The sequence below is a fragment of the Mucilaginibacter celer genome (assembly GCF_003576455.2).
GTDB lineage: Bacteria > Bacteroidota > Bacteroidia > Sphingobacteriales > Sphingobacteriaceae > Mucilaginibacter > Mucilaginibacter celer.
The window spans coordinates 3,976,035-3,993,264 of the sequence record NZ_CP032869.1; the positions used below are offsets into that span (position 1 = coordinate 3,976,035).

Genomic DNA, 17,230 nt, shown 5'->3' on the forward strand with positions numbered 1-17,230 from the left:
CAAAGCCTCATCCTTAACAATTTATGTTCCCTGTTAAATCAGTTTTAATTTGCATTTGCATTATTATCAATGCATTTACCAATGGCGGTTATCAAACCCCGGCATCCAACGTTGATAACAAACCCAATTACAGCGAGTTTAAAAAAGGTGTAGAACACACTAAATCTGTGCTCATCAGGCACCCGGCAAACGATATCCGCAACTATTTATTTAAACTGATAGATGACGATATTTATAACTACTGGGCCGGTACACCCTGGAATTTTTATGGAGCTACCCGGCAACCCAAAACAGGAAATATTGCCTGCGGATATTTTGTAACCAATACGCTCAGCGATCTGGGCTTTAAGATTAACAGGATTGACCTTGCCGAAGCCGCTTCGGCCAAAATGATTAAAAAACTTTGTGTAGAAATTAAATCATTTACCACGATTGATAAATTGAATAGCTACTTAGCTAAGCAGCCTATTAATTCGATATTTATTATTGGCCTCGATTTCCATACCGGGTATATCATAAAAACAGCCACTAATACTTACTTTTTTCATTCCTATTACAAAAAAAACGAAGGTGTGATAAAGGAGAAAACAGATACATCGCGGGCCTTGAACGCCAGTAAGTTTTTCATGATTGGCAGCTTAACAGCAAATACAGGCCTGTTGCGAAAATGGGTTGCGAATAAACCTGTGATGTAAAATTAGCCAGGCGGTTGCTGAGGTAAGTTAAATTGATAATTATAGGATTAGCATTTCGCTACCAACAAAACGTCTTAAAAAAAAGAAGCCCTCCCAACAAAAATCAGGAGAGCAACCGTATTTATCTATGATAGGGTTTAGGTTCAAATCCATGAAAGGTAAATTTCCTTTCCGTTATTAATAATACAAAGTTAAACGTAACCCCTGATCCGGGCAATACTGAAAAAGTGGTATATCAAAATGCCCGGAACTTGTTAATGGCCTCTACTTTGTTCTGTACCTGCAACTTGACATATGTATTGCGGATGTGCTTTTTAACGGTACCGGTCGAGATTTCGAGGCGATCAGCAATTTCCTTGTATTGCAGACCCCGTGCCAGGTAGTGAAGTACTTCAACTTCGCGCTCGGTAAGGTTTTCGGTGGCAGCGGGGGCCGGTTTTGCCGCAGCCGCATTAGCAAACGAAGCTATTACCCTGCGTGAAATATAGGCGCTCATGGGCGAGCCGCCGGCAGCAATTTCGGTAATGGCACTCCTGATCTCATCGGCCGATGATTCTTTGAGTACATAACCAGTGGCACCGCTCTTCAACGATTCAAAGATATTGGTATTATCATCGTTTATGGTGCATACCAAAAACTCGGCACCCGGCAGCAAGGGTTTAGCCCGCCGTATAAATTCGATGCCCGACATCCCGTCGAGGTTGATATCAACTATAAAAATATCGGGGTTAAGCTGACTGATCTTTTTCAATACCGATTCGGCATTGGCATACGATCCCATCAAACTTACACCGCTCATATCATGAATAATCTGTTCCAGTCCGCGCCTGAAATGTAAATTATCCTCTATTAAAACAATCTGGAGCATGCCTTCATTTAAATATGACGCGCTAATATCCTAAATTATCCCTGCTTTACTTATACCTATTATGGAGTAGTTTACAGGTGTATTTTAAGGCTTATGGAGGTACCTTTTCCGGGAGCTGTATCAATTTTTAATTCGGCCTCCAGCCTTTTCGCCCGCGCGTAAATGTTGCGGATCCCCATGTTTTCGTGTTTACGGCTTTCGGCATCAAAACCCTTACCATCATCGCGAATGATTATATGCAGCCGTTTTTTATAAAGGCCGATTTCGAGGTAGGCGTTTTTTGCGTCAGAGTGTTTAATAACGTTATTTAAACCCTCTTTTACCAACAGGTACAGCTGCCGCCTTTTTTCGCCGCTGATAACAACAACGTTTTCGCCAATTGCAGTACTTTCGTGCAGGCGGATGTTGCTGTATTCAAACAATTTAACAGCCTGCTTATGGATAAAGTTAACGAGGTTGCTTACTTCATCATTTTCCGGGTCCAAACTCCAGATAATCAACCTCATCTGGGTGGATATATCCGTAATGGCCTCATGAATGCCATCAATATCTTTAAAAGCAGGCTGATCGGCTACTTTATTACTCAATAATTCGGTTCGCAACTTAATACCTGATATGCTCGCCCCCAGATCGTCATGTACTTCGCTGCTGATGCGCTGGCGCTCGCGCTGCAGGGCAAGCTCATTTTCATAATCTTTTTTTTGCAGACCGATGATAGACAAATAATATTTCCTCACCAGGAAAAAAACTATAACTATTGCTCCTATAACGGCCATAATTTGTAACCATAGCTGTTGGTACCACAAGGGCGTAACCGAGAATTGAAAAATGAGCGACCGGCTCAGCTGATTGAAACGATCTGCAGCAACGGCTTCTAACTCATAGTTTCCGGGGGGCAGCAAATCAAAGCGTTTTTCGCCAGTGGGCGCAATACTCCAGTTTTTATCAACGCCTTTAAGCCTGAACCTGTATTGTATTTTACCCATGCTTTTGTAGGATAGGGCAACACAATTAAACACGACTGACTGACCATAGGTAAAGCTCGCTTCGCCGGGTATGCCGTCGTTAATTAATACTGGTCTGGGTAAATTGGCGTTCCCTAAGTTTTGAGTAACAGCAATGCCCCGGTCTGTGGCTATATAATAATCATTTTTGTACCTAACAACATCTGCAACATTATCTGACGGAAGCCCGTTACTGGTATTAAGCAGGCTTACCTTGTAATTTTGATAATTATCGCTAAAGCGGATGATGCTTACACCATTTGCAGTGCATGCCCAAAGGGTATTAGTATCAGTCCATATCAATTTGCGGATATCACCCGAGGAAATGAGGGGCGCGCTAAACTGAACAACTCTGTTATTTACCAATAAAAATACTCCCTGATCCTCGGTGCCTATAGCACATACCTTATCGGTAGACGCCAGGCTTTTAACTACATTTATTCCATTGTCGGCCAGGATCCGTTCGCGTTTATACTCGCCTGCGTCAACCATGGGGATATTAGGTACAAACGTGTATAAACCATAAAGCGAACCTACCAGCAGCCTGCCTTTATACCAGGCAAGTGAGGTCATGCGGATGGATTCAAACCTGAATCCTACCTGGCTTTTAAGTTGGTGCGAAACTATACCCACCGCATTTTGCGAGATAAAATACACCGTATCGGGTCGCCAGGTAATTCCTTTTATAGGGCCATAGAAAATTTTCTTCGCCTGCCACGTTGCCGGATTGTTACGGGATACGTTTAAACCAAATATGCCATTATCGGTACCAATGATCAATGTATCGCCGGGGATGGTGACCAGGCTGGTGATCCGGTTAAAATCTGATCGATCCTGCATAATGGTCATGCTGCCTATGGCCGGGCGTTGATTGGTATCAAGCTTAATATAATTCAATGTGCTTAAAACATGGCCTGTAAAAAGATACCCGCCTGCTATGCTCAGCTTTAAAACATCTTCATTTTCAAGACCACTTTCCTGGTTAATCACTTTTACCTCGGGGTTGGTGCTCAGGAAAAAGCCTTTATCATAGCTGCCAAACCATAAGTTATTTTCCTTATCGATAAGCGTGGAAGTGGTAATATGATTATTAAGGTAATTTCTCCGCTCGCCGGTAATGTAATTAACAACATAGGTACCTTGCTTCACTGTTGTAACGGCAAATGTATTTTTGCCGGTAACGTAAACAGAAGTAACATTGCCCGTAAAATAAATTTTTTTAAGCGGCACTATCCCGGTGTTTTGATAGCGATAAACGTGCACCCAATCTTTAGTAATCAATAGCAAATGATTTTGATGCACGGCCAGCCTGTACGGCCTGAAATTGTTATTGGCCGTTTGATAGCTTAGCTGCCCGGCTAAAAGCTCTTTTTGAAGTATATCAAGATCATTTTCGGATAGAGAAACTTCTTCTCCTTCTTCACCATAAATATTGCCGGTTAAATTTTGAATAGGATGCCGTATTGATCTTAATTCGGGAAAATTGTAAACCTTGGTGGTTAGCCTGTAATTTACACAAAGCTCGTTATAGCGGTTAAAAAAGAAATTGGCAAAGGGCCATACCACAATTTTTTGCGGATTGCTGAGTTTATGAATCTTCCCGTTTTCATAATAGCAAACCCTGTAATTATTACATTGAAAAAAAATGCGGTGGTAATTGTCTTCGGCTATCCGGAAACACTCATTACTTTCCAATCCATCCGCCGAAGTAAAATTTTTAAAATGCTGCCCGTCAAACCTGCTTACCCCCTTGTCTGTAGCTATCCAGGTAAAGCCTTTACTATCCTGCATCAAATAATTAACCCGCGAACTTGGCAAACCATCAGGCGCGCTGTAGTTTTTCAGGTAAACTACCTGGTAAGGCGTATCGGCATAAACGCCCGAAAATAAAAACTGGGTTAGTATTAAAAGTTTAAAAAAAGAACTTTTTAGTAGTATTTTTATTATTCGCATCAATTTAACATCACCGCCATTTTTAACAATATACAATTATACGGAGTGTATGGCTTTGTGTTGTGCCGATTGAATATAAAAAAGGAATAAACTGTTGCTTATCCCACTGCCGCATCATGGTTATACCGCCCCCTGTACTCTAATGGCGAAAAACCCGTGATCCTCCTGAATACCTCTCTAAAAGCCTTCAAATCGGCATAACCAACCTCGTACATTACTTCGTTAACGGTTTTGCGGCTGGTTTCGAACGCTTTTTTTGCAGCTTCTATCTTAACCCGTTGCGCATATTCTGTGGGGGTATTACCGGTAGCCTTAATAAACCGGCGATCAAAATTGCGCCGGCCAACAGCAAAACTGGCCGCCAAATGTTCGATGGATATTTTTTCGTCCAATTTACTTTCAATATAGGTTTGCGCTTTTTTTACCAGTTCGTCGCCATGAGCGCGCTGGCCCTTAAAAATAATGAACGAAGATTGGCTTTGCCGATCCATCTCTATCTGAAAAACCTTCGAACAATAAATGGCCGTTTCCCTATCGTAATATTTTTCAACCAGGTAGATGATCAGGTTGAGAAAGGAATACGCTCCGCCGTTAGTATAAATCCCCTGCTCGTCGGTAATTAGCCGGTCGGTTTGCAGGTTAATTTTTGGATAAAGTTGTTTCAACTGGTCGGCTGCCGACCAATGGGTTGAACAATTCTTCCCATCCAGCAAACCTGCGGCGGCCAGCAGATAAGCCCCGGTACAAATGCTGGCTATGCAAGTACCGTTTCGGTATTGCTTGCTTATCCAGTCAATTAATTCGCCATTGAGTTTGATGGCCTGCTGATAGTTATGATTAAGAGATGGTACAATAACCAGGTCTGTTTTATTTATAGCAGCTACGTGCTTGTGTGGCCTGGCGGTAAATAGCCCATCGTAAAAATCAACCTGGCCCGAAATACCGGCCAGCTCAATATTAAATACTTCTTTTTTACCGGCCTGCTTACGGTAAGCATTGGCACGGGTAAAAATTTTATAAGCTCCCACAATACTGCTCAGGTTGTTTTCGCCTTCGGGTACAAGGATGGTAAGGTGTTTCATAACAACAGGTTTGCAGTAAAGGTACGGGTTTAAATATGTCCAAATCAACCCGTCATGTTGTCTAAATACCACCCTGTTAAGGTGACATTGGCGCATTACATTTGTTATGTAAAATATTTAACCATTAATAAAAACCAATGAAAAAGATAAGCTTATGCCTTTTGCCGGCGCTGTTAAGCCTTAGCGCTTACAACGGCACACCAATAATAAAAAACAGCTTCCCTAAAATAAAAACCATGATAGCAACACAAACTACCCCGGCAACGGCCGAACTTACTGCAAAGGAAAGAGCTGATGCCATAAAACTTTTAACGCAAACCGAAGCGGGTGTTTTTGACGCAGTTAAAGATTTAAATGAAACGCAGTTAAATTTTAAACCCGCAGCAGATAAGTGGAGCACCGGAGACTGCGTTAAGCACATTGCCGCAGCCGAAAAAACCCTTTGGGATATGGCTGAAGCCTCATTAAAACAACCTGCAAACCCCGAAAAAAGAGCGGAGATTAAATTTAGTGATGAACAATTGATTACGGCGGTGGAAGACCGCTCGCATAAATCAAAAACTTTTGCCGCCCTCGAGCCTGCAAACTCGCCTTATAAAACCGAACCGGAGGCGCTTGCAGCATTTAAAGAAAACCGTGCAAAGCTGATAACTTTTGTTGGCAGTACAAAGCTGGATTTGCGTAACCATGTATTGGTGCTTCCTCTTGGCACGTATGATGCCTACCAGTTTATCCTGCTTATTGCAGCGCATACCAACAGGCATACCCGGCAAATTGATGAAGTAAAAGCAGATGCCGGTTTTCCGAAAAACTGATGTCAATTTTTTGCCCGTTTGTACCCAAAAACATTTCACTTTAAAGATCGATAATTAAATCATGAACGATTTTAAAACATCATTTACCTTTACCCAAACACCACAACAGGTTTTTAACGCGGTAACCAATGTACGCGGCTGGTGGTCTGAGAGCCTTGAAGGCCAATCAAAACAGCAGGGCGATGAGTTTGTTTACCGCCATAAAGATATCCACTACAGCAAACACCGCTTAACCGAAGTTATACCCGATAAAAAGGTGGTTTGGGTAACTACCGATAGCAGCATTAATTTTGTTGATGATAAAACCGAATGGAACGGCACTATCATAGTATTTGATATAGCCGAAAACGATGGTAACACTACGCTGCAGTTTACACATATAGGGCTTGTACCCCAACTGGCATGTTACGAGGGCTGCAGCGGCGGCTGGACATATTACCTCAACAGCCTGCATGAGCTGATCACCACAGGCGAAGGCACTCCTGATAAATAAGCTTACCGGCTAAACAAAGCAGCACTCAAGGGCGTAACCTTCCCTATCCTTTCATCCCTGTTAACCACCAATTGGCAAAGCTGTATCGCAGCATTCTCAAACTCATCATGGCTGTCGCTTAATAACAGCCATGATGTATCAAAACTTTCTTCCAGCTCAAATTGACTAACAGCCGGTATTGCTGCCATCAAACCTTCATGATATTCCCGCCTGGTCGAGATCCAAATACCGTTGTGCTGTGGATTTTTGCCTGTTTTGCGAAAGATCAGCACAATTTTTCTGTCAAAATAAATATTAAACATACCGATTGCAGGCTTGATGATAATGCCCTGAGGCAGGTAATCAAGCAGAAAATCAAAAGGTATAGGCTTCTTCATCATTAGTTATTGCAAGCGATTAGTTGGGTAAAATACAATAAGCGCAAAAACGGCAACACATTTTCCTGCGCTTTATTCAAAGATAAACATCTCTTATTATCAATTACCTACAGCTATCCCAAAAGTATAATCAACTCAAAACCAAGCAATTTATCACATAACTAATACCTTATATAATTTAACTTATTTCGTTTAAGCCCCAACTAAACCGAACTTGAACTCCTGTTATCCCGCCTGTGGCAGCGGGCATTTTATACCCGTTGCGGGGCTGTAATAAGCTAATAAAACGGTAAACCAGTAATTGAAAAGCAAAACTAAAAACCACAAAAATCCATGAGCATTATTTCAATAAACCCAGCCAACGGGCAGCAAATTAAGGAGTATGCTACCCTTAACGACGAACAGGTAGCAGCAAAAATTGAGCAGGGACACCAGGCCTGGCTTTCGTGGCGAAAAACAGGTCATGATTTGCGCCGTGCACTTTTATATGAACTTGCCGGTGTACTGCGCGAGCGTAAACAACAACTGGCCGAACTGATGGCCAACGAAATGGGCAAACCAGTAATTCAGGGCGCGGCTGAGGTTGAAAAATGCGCCGTTTGCTGTGAATACTATGCTCAGTTTGCCGAAACCCACCTGGCCGATAAGCTCCTCTCATCCGGAGCAAGTAAAAGTTATGCTTCCTATCAGCCGCTTGGCATTGTGCTGGCTGTGATGCCCTGGAATTTTCCGCTGTGGCAGGTATTCCGGTTTTTGGCGCCTGCACTGGCTGCGGGTAACTGTGGTGTACTGAAACATGCATCAAACGTGCCGGGCTGCGCGCTGGCTATTGAAGAAATGGTTGTTGCGGCAGGTTTTCCGGCCAATGTATTTCAAACCCTGCTCATTAGCAGTTCGATGGTTGAAAAGGTTATTGAAAACCCGCGCATCATTGCCGTTACCTTAACAGGCAGTACGGCGGCCGGGATAAGCGTTGCCCGCAAAGCCGGCGAAATGCTTAAGAAAACTGTACTTGAACTGGGCGGCAGCGATGCCTATGTTGTTTTGGCCGATGCCGACCTTGAACTGGCGGCACAAACCTGTGTAAACAGCCGCTTAATTAACAGCGGGCAAAGCTGTATTGCATCAAAAAGGTTTATTGTTGAAGAGCCTGTACTGGAAAAATTCACCCAACTGGTGCTCGAAAAAATGAAGGCCAAACGCCTGGGCGATCCGCTTGACCCGGCTACAGAAATCGGTCCGCAGGCAAGGGCTGATCTTCGTGATGAGCTTCACGACCAGGTACGACGATCGGTAGAGAAAGGTGCGGTTTGCATATTGGGCGGTGAAATACCACCGGGAAACAATGCATTTTATCCTGCAACCATTTTAACCAATGTTAACAGCGATGTGCCCTCATATCACGAAGAACTTTTTGGCCCGGTAGCATCAATTATAGCGGCAAAAGATGAAGAAGACGCCATCAGGATTGCTAACGACAGTGTATTTGGCCTGGGTTCGGCGGTGTTTACCCAAGATTTGGCAAAGGGCGAACGTATAGCCGCTACCGAACTACAGGCAGGTTCATCCTATGTTAATGAGCGCGTACAATCTGATCCGCGTTTGCCTTTTGGCGGGGTAAAAACATCAGGCTATGGCCGGGAACTGGGCGAATTTGGTATCCGCGAATTTGTAAACATCAAAACAGTTTATATCAGGTAACAATATCATTTGCCGGTGGAATTATTCATCCGGCAAATTCACATCATTTAGAGCATTATTAAAGCGAAAATCATGATAGCAAATAAAGTGATCGTAATTACCGGGGCCAGCAGCGGCCTGGGCGAAGCCACAGCAAAATACCTTGCAAAAAAAGGAGCCATGTTAGTATTGGGTGCACGGCGTGAAGATAATTTGAAAGATATTGTAAACGAGATAACTGCAAACGGAGGTAAAGCAGTTTACCAGGTTACTGATGTAACCCGAAAAGATGATGTACTGGCACTGGTTGATAAAGCGATAAGCACTTACGGAAAACTTGATGTAATTATTAACAATGCCGGCATCATGCCCATTGCCCCTATGGCCGAAGTGCGGACCGACGAATGGGACAGCATGATTGATATCAACATAAAAGGTGTGTTGTATGGCATTGCAGCGGCCCTGCCAATTTTTATAAAACAGCAATCGGGCCACTTTATCAATTTAGGGTCGGTTGCGGGGATTAAGGTTTTTAGTCCGGGTGGTACGGTTTACAGCGGTACCAAGTATGCCGTAAGGGCGATAAGCGACGGGTTACGCCAGGAAGTAGGCGGTACCATCCGTACAACAACCATCGAACCCGGAGCAGTTGATTCGGAATTAAAACACAGCACAAAACATTCGGCAAGCGCTGTAAACGTAAATGCGTTTTATGAGAAAGCCATCCCGGCAGATACTGTTGCAAAAGCTATTGCTTTTGCTATTGAACAACCCGCCGACGTTGACATTAACGAAATTGTACTAAGGCCTACGGTGCAGGATTTTTAATCGTTTCAATGCCCTGCTTAATCATACATCTGCAAAAACATCAAGCTTAAAAATAGCGGTTAACCACCAACCTCATCCCAATTAAAAATGGATAGCTTTTTCGGAGCTATCCATTAAAATAAAAAGGCCAATATCGCAGTACATCCGGTATTGGCCTGCGTTAATCAAATCACAAACAACCAACAAAGCTATGGAAATAACATCCGTACAGGCGCTTACCATAATGCAGCGCGCAATTGCAAAAGCTACAGAAATAGCCATGCCCGTAAACATTGTTATTATGGATACCTCGGGTTATATCAAATTATTTCAGCGCATGGATAATGCTTACCTGGCCGCTATTGATATCGCTATCAAAAAAGCAAAAACTGCCATGCTTTTCAGGGCCAATACTGAAACCGTAGGCGAAACCTATTTTGCCCCCGAAGCACGGGCTTATGGCATGATAGATACAAACGGCGGGCTTATCGGCTTTCAGGGTGGCATGCCGGTTAGGGATGGTGATACCATTGTGGCCTACATCGGCATATCAGGCGGTAGCCCTGCCCAGGATTTTGAAATTGCAAGCGCCGCAAATACGCTTTAGTTTCTTTCAAGCTGTTCAATCTCATTTTTCGGTTCAGGACCATGCAGGTATTGGCTTTTCCCGTTATAACGATGGCTTATCCCACATCCATATTAATTAACAATTAGCACAATTATTAATACTATAATTAAATAACATTTTTATTTTCGCGGCCTTTAACCGGGAAAGTATAATTTCCCTTATACAAATACATTTATTTAATGAAGAAACTACTCATTCTGCTATCGGCCGCGTTTATGTTGGCCTGCAACGCGCCCGAAAAAAAAGCCGGTTCATCAACACCCCTCACAGACACAACGGTAAAAACCGGGGGGAACAAACTTATAAGCATTGATGGCAAGTACAATGTATGGACAAAAAAAATCGGAGAGGGAAAAATCAAAGTATTGCTATTGCATGGCGGCCCCGGTTTTTCGCACGATTACATGGAATGCTTTGAAGATTTTTTACCTAAAGAAGGCATTGAGTTTTACTATTATGATCAGTTAGGTTGCGGAAACTCGGATGCGCCTGCCGACACTTCACTTTATAACATTGCACGGTATGTTGAAGAAGTTGAACAGGTACGAAAAGGACTGGGGCTTGATAACTTTTATATCTTCGGCCACTCGTGGGGTGGCCTGCTGGCCATGGAGTACCTGCACAAATATCAATCGCATGTTAAGGGTGCCATCCTATCAAACATGACGGCAGGTATGAAGGACTATACCGGCTACTCGGCCGAGTTGAAGAAAAAGCTTTTTTCGGCAAGAGACATTGCTGTTTACGATTCGCTCGACAGGCTTAAAAAATATGATTCGCCACAGTATAATGATCTGCTGATGAATAAACTTTATTCAAAAGTGATTTGCCAGATCCCGGTAAGCAACTGGCCCGAGCCGCTGATGCGCGCCTTTAAAAAAGCCAATCATAATGTATACATCCAGATGCAGGGCGTGGATGAATTTCATGTAACCGGTAATTTTAAAAACTGGGAATTTTGGGATAAGTTACCTCAAATTAAAGTGCCTACACTGGTGCTTGGCGGTATGAACGACGAGATGAACCCCGTAAGTATGAAAAAAGAAGGGCAGTTGCTGCCAAACAGTCGTACATATCTTTGCCCTAAAGGCAGCCACATGGCTATGTATGATGATCAGCAAAATTACTTTACAGCGCTTTTAGGCTTCTTAAAAGATGTTGATAGTTCAACATTTAAGCCTGATGTGAAGTAATATCGTAAAATAATGCCGTTCAAAAAAAAGCTGCATCGTTGTTTTATGATGCAGCCTTTTTTTATTGAATCTAAGAGATATTAATCAATATTCGGTTGCACCTACGTCAACACCCTCGCCATTGTCGCGGTCTTTACCGTAGTAATCTATTTGTACACCGTAAACAGCCACATCGGTTCCTTTATCAATAAACGGCGAAGATGCCTGCAAACGGAAATTCCCGCCATTATAGTTTAAAAACTTACAATCGTTTACATTGGTACCCACATAATTGTTCAGGGCAGTAAGTTTAACATCGCTGCTTTTTTTGATGATGGCCTGAACTCCGGCCGGTTGTATAAAAGCATTGTTGATAACGGTATTCATGGGGATGGTTTCTGAATTTAATTTAATACCGCCTAAAAGCGAACCAACCACCGTATTGTTAATAAACTGAAAATTAGGACCAGGTGTATATCTCGAATCGGCAAAAATACCGTACGATTTTGAGTTGAGGATATAGTTATTGTATACCAGGTTATCGCCCAAACCTAAAACTATAATGCCATTGCCCGGCGCATTTTTAACTACGTTATTGTAGCATTTTCCGCCGGTCCCCTCGCCTATTTGTATGCCATTATCCTGGTAAGCCGAAAACGGAGATATACCCGGGTGATTTACGTTGTTACCATAAATAATGCAGCCCGAAGTGGCGCTGCCTACCTGGATCCCTTCTGAACCTGTTGAATCAGTAACGTTGCGCAATACCCTAAGGTTTACCACATCGTGCGGTAAAACTGTTCCGCATGATGATGATACGCCGTCTTCATAAAAAGAGTTTCCGATATAAATGCCTTCACCACCGGTTTGGTGAATATAATTATCATGAATATTCACGTTGCGCATGGTAAAATGGCCGCGCCATGTAGCAGGATCGCAGGTTGGATCGGTTTTGGCCATGATACCGGCAAAACCGCTGTTGTGTACATCAAAGTAGCCTATCTCAAAGTCGGTACTCAGGTCGTCCATCGTCATGCCGATGTTTCCGCCTTCTACTTCAAAGCCATATTTAACAGCCGGATCGCCATTGCCTAACACTTTAAAATAGCGGCAGTTTTGGGTTTTAAAGCCATACGAAGCTGTTACATCTGTTGAAAAAGTAACCTTACCACCCTGGTTAACCACAATGATAGGAGCTGTTAATGTGCCCTTGAAATTCTTGAGCAGCAGCGCTCCTCTCCGGCCGGCCGGAATGTATACTACGCCACCCGCGGGGATATTTGTACCGTCAACCATCCACTCGTTAGGCTTAACAGTATAGGTAAAATTGGATACTGCGGCTACATGCATCCCAACCCGCGCGGTATCATCGGCCATGGTTGAGGTTAAGGGCTGCTTCTCCAGCGTGTTAATTTTTTTGGTGCAAGCCCCAAAAGTTGACAGCATCAGCGTACCGGCTATCAGATAATTTAAGTAATTTTTAGTTCCCATCTGTCAATTAAAAAAAGTACGTATCACATTATTTACTCAAATCATCTTTCAGGGCATTCCGATTTAAGAAAGCTTGTGGTTGTACGTTTTTTTTGAATGCAGGGTTGCTAAAAAGTTAAACGGCCCTGGTTGCAAGGGTTAAAAAAGCACATCAAAAACAATTTAAATAACTGATAATCAAACACAAATTAATCAGCTAAACCTTTACCAATTAAAATTTGGGGTATGTATTTTTCAACCCTTTCCTGCCTTGTTTTGGATTGTTTAGGTTGCGAAAAATGCAACAGATAGGCCCGTTGCCGGCCCGGTGTAAGCGCTTCGAACGCGATTTTTAAAGCCGGCATTTCATTCAATTTGGTTTGAAACTCTTCGGCCACGAGAAATTCGGTGGTCTTTTTCAACTCCACTTTCAGCCCGGCTTTTTCAACCTCAATAGCCTGGTAAATATAGGTTTTGAGTACGGTGGCAAGGCCTGTTATTTGCTCAAGATTGGTAAACCTGATTTGCCGGGCTGCCTGTACATTTTCTGATTGTTGGATGAGGATGTTATCAGTATCACTCAGCAAAGCACCTTTAAAAAACAGGAAGGCACAGTACTCTTTAAATTCATGAATCAGTACAATATTACTTTGGCCAAGCGTATAGCAAGGCGATCCCCATTTTAATTCTTCGGTTAACCCGCAATCAAGCGCTATTATTCGTAATTGCTCCAGTTCCTGCCGCCATTTTTCAGATTTAGCGAAATAAAAATCAACCTTGGGGTTCATCATCATCTTTATTAATTTTAAACTTTTAGCACACCACGAAATCCTCTGGCTGCATAATATGATTCGGCACCGTTATGATACACAAAAACGGTATCATACCTCCTATCGCAAAATATAGCTCCACCAAGTTTGCGGATATTGGCAGGAGTTTTTACCCAACTTGATGTTTTCAGATCAAACTTGCCCAGCTTTTGCAAATCGCGATATTGTTCTTCGGTTAGCATCTCTATGCCCATATCTTCAGCCGCAGCTACGGCGCTGTTGGCAGGTTTATGTTCTTTTCGGGCCTCAAGTGCTTCATGATCGTAACAATAGCTCCGGCGACCTTTGGGGCTTTCAGCTGCACAATCACAAAAAACGTATTCGCCGGTGTTTGCATCATAACCAACAACATCAGGTTCGCCGCCGGTTATTTCCATTTCGCTAAGCGACCATAATTTCACCGCATTAGCATTAAGATTTGCCAGTACATCAGCCCATTCAATACCCTTATGGCGATGTTTATTTTTTTCAAAACGGGTTTTCAGTATACCGAGCAACTCCTCGCGTTGCTCGGTAGAAAGTTCTTTTTTCATCAGGTTTATTTTATTGGTTTGCTGAAATGATTTTTCTGTCGGCAGGCCTAAAATACCAGGATATGATAGTTAGCACGATCAACAATATTGGCCCGAAAAACTCCTTCCCGCCATCGCCCACAGCCAAATGCGAAAACACCGCGCCTAACATCACAAAGAAGAAGCCTGCATAAGCCCATTCTTTCAGCAAAGTAAATTTAGGGATTAGCACCACTATTACACCTAAAATTTTCCAAACGCCAATGATCGTTAACAAATAAGCAGGATAGCCTAAATGTGTCATCAACGCAGTTTCCTCTTTCATTTTTATCAGCTGTACTACTCCTGTAGATGTCATTCCTAAAGCCAGCCAAAGGGTGGCAACCCAGTAAATGATCTTATTTCTTTTGCTCATGATGGTTTATTTTAATTTGTTAACAACTTCTTGTAAACGGTTATGTGCCCAGTTGATGCCCTGTGCGAAAGGGAGTTTCAACATTTCATCCCTCAAAGCTGCCGATTGATATATAGAATGCATATTTAGCTTACAGGTATTATCAGTAAGTTTTTCGAACGACAAAATTTCCAGTTGCGCGCGAAAAGGTGCGTTTTCCATTTCGAAAGTGCGGACTATCTTTTGGTTAGGCGTAAACTCGTGAATGGTTCCGTTGGCTTTGAATACCACGTTTCCTTTCGGATCGGAAGTTTCAAAGCGGTAACTGCCGTGATTTTGGTTTTCAAGTTTCAGCACTTTAGTGCCCATCCATTGCTCCACAATTTCGGGTTCGGCGTAGGCTTTAAACAGCAGTTCCACCGGCAGGTCAAATTCGCGGGTGATGAGCAGGTCCTGCTTGCCGGTTTGGGCGGTAATTTTGGTTTTCAGTTCCATATTATTCGGTTTGTTTTGATTGGTATTGTTTCATGATGGCTTCCAGCTTGTTGAAGCGCTCATCCCACATCTGGCGGAACGGTTCGATAAAATCGGCTACTTCTTTCATTTTTTTTGCGTTGATATGGTAATAAATTTCCCGGCCGCTTTGCTCCTGTTTCAGTAATTCGCATTCGGTGAGGATCTGCAAATGTTTGGAAACTGTTGGCCTTGCGGTATCAAAATTAGAGGCTATTAACCCGGCTGTCATAGCCTGGGTGGCAACCAGGGTGAGGATGGCCCTGCGGGTTGGATCGGCAATGGCCTGGAATACGTCGCGTCGTAAATTCATCGTGTAGCTATTTGACTACGAATATATATGTAGTTATTTAGCTACGCAAATTTTTATTTATTTTTTAAATTGATCAAGCACCTCAAGGAACAATATCTCACATACTTACAAATGAATCCACATCGAAATAAAAAATCTCAATCATTTACTTTGAAATACAAAGTTCTTTTACATACCTTTATGTCGATTTAATTTTCACTGCAATCTTTTGATATTCCAACCAAAAAATTAAAATATAAATCCATGAGAGATCAGATCATAGCTCACCTAAACGATGCCGGATACCTTGAAAAAATGTACCGCGGCAACCGCGGGCCTTTTAAAAAAGAATTTGCATCACTTTATCCCGATGTGAAAGGAAACGCCTTAGCCGATTTCTGGAACGAGCGGCTGAACTACGAAAACGACGAAATTAGCTGGGGTAGCAGCCGCGAATTAGTTTTGGTAATACTGGCCGCGCTCACCGCAGGTTTAATTGCCAAACTCCCGGCTATTTTATCCATCAACCAGGAAACTTTTTATTCGCGCAACATCGGGTTTATCATTTTCCCCTTGCTTACAAGCTATTTTGCGTGGAAAAACAAATTATCACCCAGTAAAATAGCTTTTACAGCAGGTGCTGTTTTTTTGGGGATCATTTTTATCAATTTACTTCCCCAAAATAATAAAAGCGATACCCTCATTTTATCATGCATTCATCTTGTTTTGTTTTTATGGTCGGTTTTAGGGTTCGCTTTTGTTGGCGGGGCGCAAAACGATACAGATAAACGGCTCAGCTTTTTAAAAGTTAACGGCGATGTAGTGGTAATGACGGCCCTCATTGTAATTGCAGGCGCTATCATGACGGGTGTAACCATTGGCCTTTTCTCGCTCATTCATTTCAACATCGAAAAATTTTACACCCAAAACATCGGTATTATGGGCCTTGCCGCGGCCCCAATTATAGCTACCTATCTTACACAAACTAACCCGCAGCTGGTAGGTAAAATCTCGCCGGTAATTGCCAAAATCTTTTGTCCGCTGGTATTGATCACCCTGGTTATTTACCTTTTTGCCATGATCACCTCGCGCGAAAACCCATACAACAACCGCGATTTTTTAATGATATTTAATGGGGTCCTGCTTGCGGTTATGGCTATTATCTTTTTCTCGGTGGCAGAATCAACCGGGGGGAATAAAAGCAAAGTTCAAACCCTTATACTTTTCCTCTTGTCAGTAGTGACTATTGTGGTTAACGGGGTAGCGCTTTCGGCTATTGTGCTGCGCATTTCGGAGTGGGGTTTTTCGCCTAACCGTACCGCCGTTTTAGGGGCAAATGTTTTGATTATGGTTAACCTGTTGCTGGTTACTTTACAGCTTTTTAAAGCGGCATTTAAACAAGGAGAGATTGGCAGCGTAGGTAAAACTATTTCATTTTACCTCCCCGTTTATTTTGTTTGGGTGGTTATTGTGACGTTTGTGTTTCCGTTGGTGTTTGGGTTTAGGTAGGAGAATCCGAATAAATACAGGGCGGATTGTGCGATTCCCCTCTTGAGAGGGGCGGAGGGGTGTGTTTCTGCGCACGGATTATCGCTTGCGCAACACACCCCTGCTCCCCGCTATCCTTCGCTCCCCCTCTCAAGAG

18 protein-coding genes are annotated in these 17,230 nt (G+C 42.9%); 8 read left to right on the top strand and 10 right to left on the bottom strand.

Annotated features, from left to right (window positions below; genetic code table 11):
• Positions 1-23 precede the first annotated feature (23 nt).
• Entirely contained in the window at positions 24-695 is a 672-nt protein-coding gene (locus tag HYN43_RS15950) for a hypothetical protein (protein ID WP_119410294.1), read from the top strand.
• Between the two features lie 235 nt (positions 696-930).
• Here HYN43_RS15950 and HYN43_RS15955 read toward each other — a convergent pair whose 3' ends face one another.
• The 3 genes from HYN43_RS15955 to HYN43_RS15965 all read right to left on the bottom strand — a co-directional run bounded on the left by HYN43_RS15955 (position 931) and on the right by HYN43_RS15965 (position 5,602).
• Positions 931-1,563: a response regulator gene (locus HYN43_RS15955; RefSeq protein WP_119410295.1), complete on the bottom strand. Its 633-nt coding sequence runs from the start codon at positions 1,561-1,563 to the stop codon at positions 931-933.
• A 71-nt stretch (positions 1,564-1,634) separates the two neighbouring features.
• Positions 1,635-4,520 (bottom strand): sensor histidine kinase, encoded by a 2,886-nt coding sequence (locus HYN43_RS15960; RefSeq protein WP_162996517.1) that lies wholly within the window; start codon positions 4,518-4,520, stop codon positions 1,635-1,637.
• A gap of 98 nt (positions 4,521-4,618) precedes the next feature.
• Positions 4,619-5,602, bottom strand: a complete 984-nt coding sequence (locus tag HYN43_RS15965) for a GlxA family transcriptional regulator (RefSeq protein WP_119410297.1) — start codon at positions 5,600-5,602, stop codon at positions 4,619-4,621.
• Positions 5,603-5,739: 137 nt separating this feature from the next.
• Between HYN43_RS15965 and HYN43_RS15970 the strand changes: the two genes are divergently transcribed.
• Together HYN43_RS15970 and HYN43_RS15975 are read left to right on the top strand one after the other, a co-directional pair.
• Positions 5,740-6,417 (top strand): DinB family protein, encoded by a 678-nt coding sequence (locus HYN43_RS15970; protein ID WP_119410298.1) that lies wholly within the window; start codon positions 5,740-5,742, stop codon positions 6,415-6,417.
• Between the two features lie 61 nt (positions 6,418-6,478).
• Complete coding sequence (locus HYN43_RS15975; protein WP_119410299.1) at positions 6,479-6,910, top strand: SRPBCC family protein; 432 nt, start codon at positions 6,479-6,481, stop codon at positions 6,908-6,910.
• Positions 6,911-6,912: 2 nt separating this feature from the next.
• Here the strand turns inward: HYN43_RS15975 and HYN43_RS15980 are convergent, their stop codons facing one another.
• On the bottom strand, positions 6,913-7,290 hold the full coding sequence (locus HYN43_RS15980) for a hypothetical protein (protein ID WP_162996518.1): 378 nt from the start codon (positions 7,288-7,290) through the stop codon (positions 6,913-6,915).
• A gap of 330 nt (positions 7,291-7,620) precedes the next feature.
• Here HYN43_RS15980 and HYN43_RS15985 point away from each other — a divergent pair, with 330 nt between their 5' ends.
• From HYN43_RS15985 to HYN43_RS16000, 4 genes are all read left to right on the top strand, one after another.
• Positions 7,621-8,988: an NAD-dependent succinate-semialdehyde dehydrogenase gene (locus HYN43_RS15985; RefSeq protein ID WP_119410301.1), complete on the top strand. Its 1,368-nt coding sequence runs from the start codon at positions 7,621-7,623 to the stop codon at positions 8,986-8,988.
• A gap of 72 nt (positions 8,989-9,060) precedes the next feature.
• The gene (locus tag HYN43_RS15990; RefSeq protein WP_119410302.1) at positions 9,061-9,795 is read left to right on the top strand and encodes an SDR family oxidoreductase; all 735 of its coding nucleotides are present in this window, start codon (positions 9,061-9,063) and stop codon (positions 9,793-9,795) included.
• 190 nt (positions 9,796-9,985) lie between these two features.
• Entirely contained in the window at positions 9,986-10,381 is a 396-nt protein-coding gene (locus HYN43_RS15995) for a GlcG/HbpS family heme-binding protein (protein ID WP_119410303.1), read from the top strand.
• Between the two features lie 200 nt (positions 10,382-10,581).
• The gene (locus HYN43_RS16000; RefSeq protein WP_205589782.1) at positions 10,582-11,595 is read left to right on the top strand and encodes a proline iminopeptidase-family hydrolase; all 1,014 of its coding nucleotides are present in this window, start codon (positions 10,582-10,584) and stop codon (positions 11,593-11,595) included.
• A gap of 84 nt (positions 11,596-11,679) precedes the next feature.
• Here HYN43_RS16000 and HYN43_RS16005 read toward each other — a convergent pair whose 3' ends face one another.
• The 6 genes from HYN43_RS16005 to HYN43_RS16030 all read right to left on the bottom strand — a co-directional run bounded on the left by HYN43_RS16005 (position 11,680) and on the right by HYN43_RS16030 (position 15,606).
• Positions 11,680-13,065, bottom strand: a complete 1,386-nt coding sequence (locus HYN43_RS16005; RefSeq protein WP_119410304.1) for a right-handed parallel beta-helix repeat-containing protein — start codon at positions 13,063-13,065, stop codon at positions 11,680-11,682.
• A 188-nt stretch (positions 13,066-13,253) separates the two neighbouring features.
• Positions 13,254-13,838 (bottom strand): YdeI/OmpD-associated family protein, encoded by a 585-nt coding sequence (locus HYN43_RS16010; protein WP_342633806.1) that lies wholly within the window; start codon positions 13,836-13,838, stop codon positions 13,254-13,256.
• An 11-nt stretch (positions 13,839-13,849) separates the two neighbouring features.
• Positions 13,850-14,407, bottom strand: a complete 558-nt coding sequence (locus tag HYN43_RS16015) for a DUF4256 domain-containing protein (RefSeq protein ID WP_205589783.1) — start codon at positions 14,405-14,407, stop codon at positions 13,850-13,852.
• Between the two features lie 10 nt (positions 14,408-14,417).
• Positions 14,418-14,801: a DoxX family protein gene (locus HYN43_RS16020; protein ID WP_119410306.1), complete on the bottom strand. Its 384-nt coding sequence runs from the start codon at positions 14,799-14,801 to the stop codon at positions 14,418-14,420.
• A gap of 6 nt (positions 14,802-14,807) precedes the next feature.
• Complete coding sequence (locus tag HYN43_RS16025; protein WP_119410307.1) at positions 14,808-15,275, bottom strand: SRPBCC domain-containing protein; 468 nt, start codon at positions 15,273-15,275, stop codon at positions 14,808-14,810.
• 1 nt (position 15,276) lies between these two features.
• The gene (locus HYN43_RS16030) at positions 15,277-15,606 is read right to left on the bottom strand and encodes an ArsR/SmtB family transcription factor (RefSeq protein WP_119410308.1); all 330 of its coding nucleotides are present in this window, start codon (positions 15,604-15,606) and stop codon (positions 15,277-15,279) included.
• A 243-nt stretch (positions 15,607-15,849) separates the two neighbouring features.
• Here HYN43_RS16030 and HYN43_RS16035 point away from each other — a divergent pair, with 243 nt between their 5' ends.
• The gene (locus tag HYN43_RS16035) at positions 15,850-17,094 is read left to right on the top strand and encodes a hypothetical protein (protein WP_119410309.1); all 1,245 of its coding nucleotides are present in this window, start codon (positions 15,850-15,852) and stop codon (positions 17,092-17,094) included.
• Positions 17,095-17,230 lie beyond the last annotated feature (136 nt).

Bases quoted from the DNA above. Each gene is read 5' to 3' on its own strand.
- HYN43_RS15950 (WP_119410294.1), top strand. From the start codon at position 24: ATGTTCCCTGTTAAATCAGTTTTAATTTGCATTTGCATTATTATCAAT.
- HYN43_RS15955 (WP_119410295.1), bottom strand. From the start codon at position 1,563: ATGCTCCAGATTGTTTTAATAGAGGATAATTTACATTTCAGGCGCGGA.
- HYN43_RS15960 (WP_162996517.1), bottom strand. From the start codon at position 4,520: ATGCGAATAATAAAAATACTACTAAAAAGTTCTTTTTTTAAACTTTTA.
- HYN43_RS15965 (WP_119410297.1), bottom strand. From the start codon at position 5,602: ATGAAACACCTTACCATCCTTGTACCCGAAGGCGAAAACAACCTGAGC.
- HYN43_RS15970 (WP_119410298.1), top strand. From the start codon at position 5,740: ATGAAAAAGATAAGCTTATGCCTTTTGCCGGCGCTGTTAAGCCTTAGC.
- HYN43_RS15975 (WP_119410299.1), top strand. From the start codon at position 6,479: ATGAACGATTTTAAAACATCATTTACCTTTACCCAAACACCACAACAG.
- HYN43_RS15980 (WP_162996518.1), bottom strand. From the start codon at position 7,290: ATGATGAAGAAGCCTATACCTTTTGATTTTCTGCTTGATTACCTGCCT.
- HYN43_RS15985 (WP_119410301.1), top strand. From the start codon at position 7,621: ATGAGCATTATTTCAATAAACCCAGCCAACGGGCAGCAAATTAAGGAG.
- HYN43_RS15990 (WP_119410302.1), top strand. From the start codon at position 9,061: ATGATAGCAAATAAAGTGATCGTAATTACCGGGGCCAGCAGCGGCCTG.
- HYN43_RS15995 (WP_119410303.1), top strand. From the start codon at position 9,986: ATGGAAATAACATCCGTACAGGCGCTTACCATAATGCAGCGCGCAATT.
- HYN43_RS16000 (WP_205589782.1), top strand. From the start codon at position 10,582: ATGAAGAAACTACTCATTCTGCTATCGGCCGCGTTTATGTTGGCCTGC.
- HYN43_RS16005 (WP_119410304.1), bottom strand. From the start codon at position 13,065: ATGGGAACTAAAAATTACTTAAATTATCTGATAGCCGGTACGCTGATG.
- HYN43_RS16010 (WP_342633806.1), bottom strand. From the start codon at position 13,838: ATGATGATGAACCCCAAGGTTGATTTTTATTTCGCTAAATCTGAAAAA.
- HYN43_RS16015 (WP_205589783.1), bottom strand. From the start codon at position 14,407: ATGAAAAAAGAACTTTCTACCGAGCAACGCGAGGAGTTGCTCGGTATA.
- HYN43_RS16020 (WP_119410306.1), bottom strand. From the start codon at position 14,801: ATGAGCAAAAGAAATAAGATCATTTACTGGGTTGCCACCCTTTGGCTG.
- HYN43_RS16025 (WP_119410307.1), bottom strand. From the start codon at position 15,275: ATGGAACTGAAAACCAAAATTACCGCCCAAACCGGCAAGCAGGACCTG.
- HYN43_RS16030 (WP_119410308.1), bottom strand. From the start codon at position 15,606: ATGAATTTACGACGCGACGTATTCCAGGCCATTGCCGATCCAACCCGC.
- HYN43_RS16035 (WP_119410309.1), top strand. From the start codon at position 15,850: ATGAGAGATCAGATCATAGCTCACCTAAACGATGCCGGATACCTTGAA.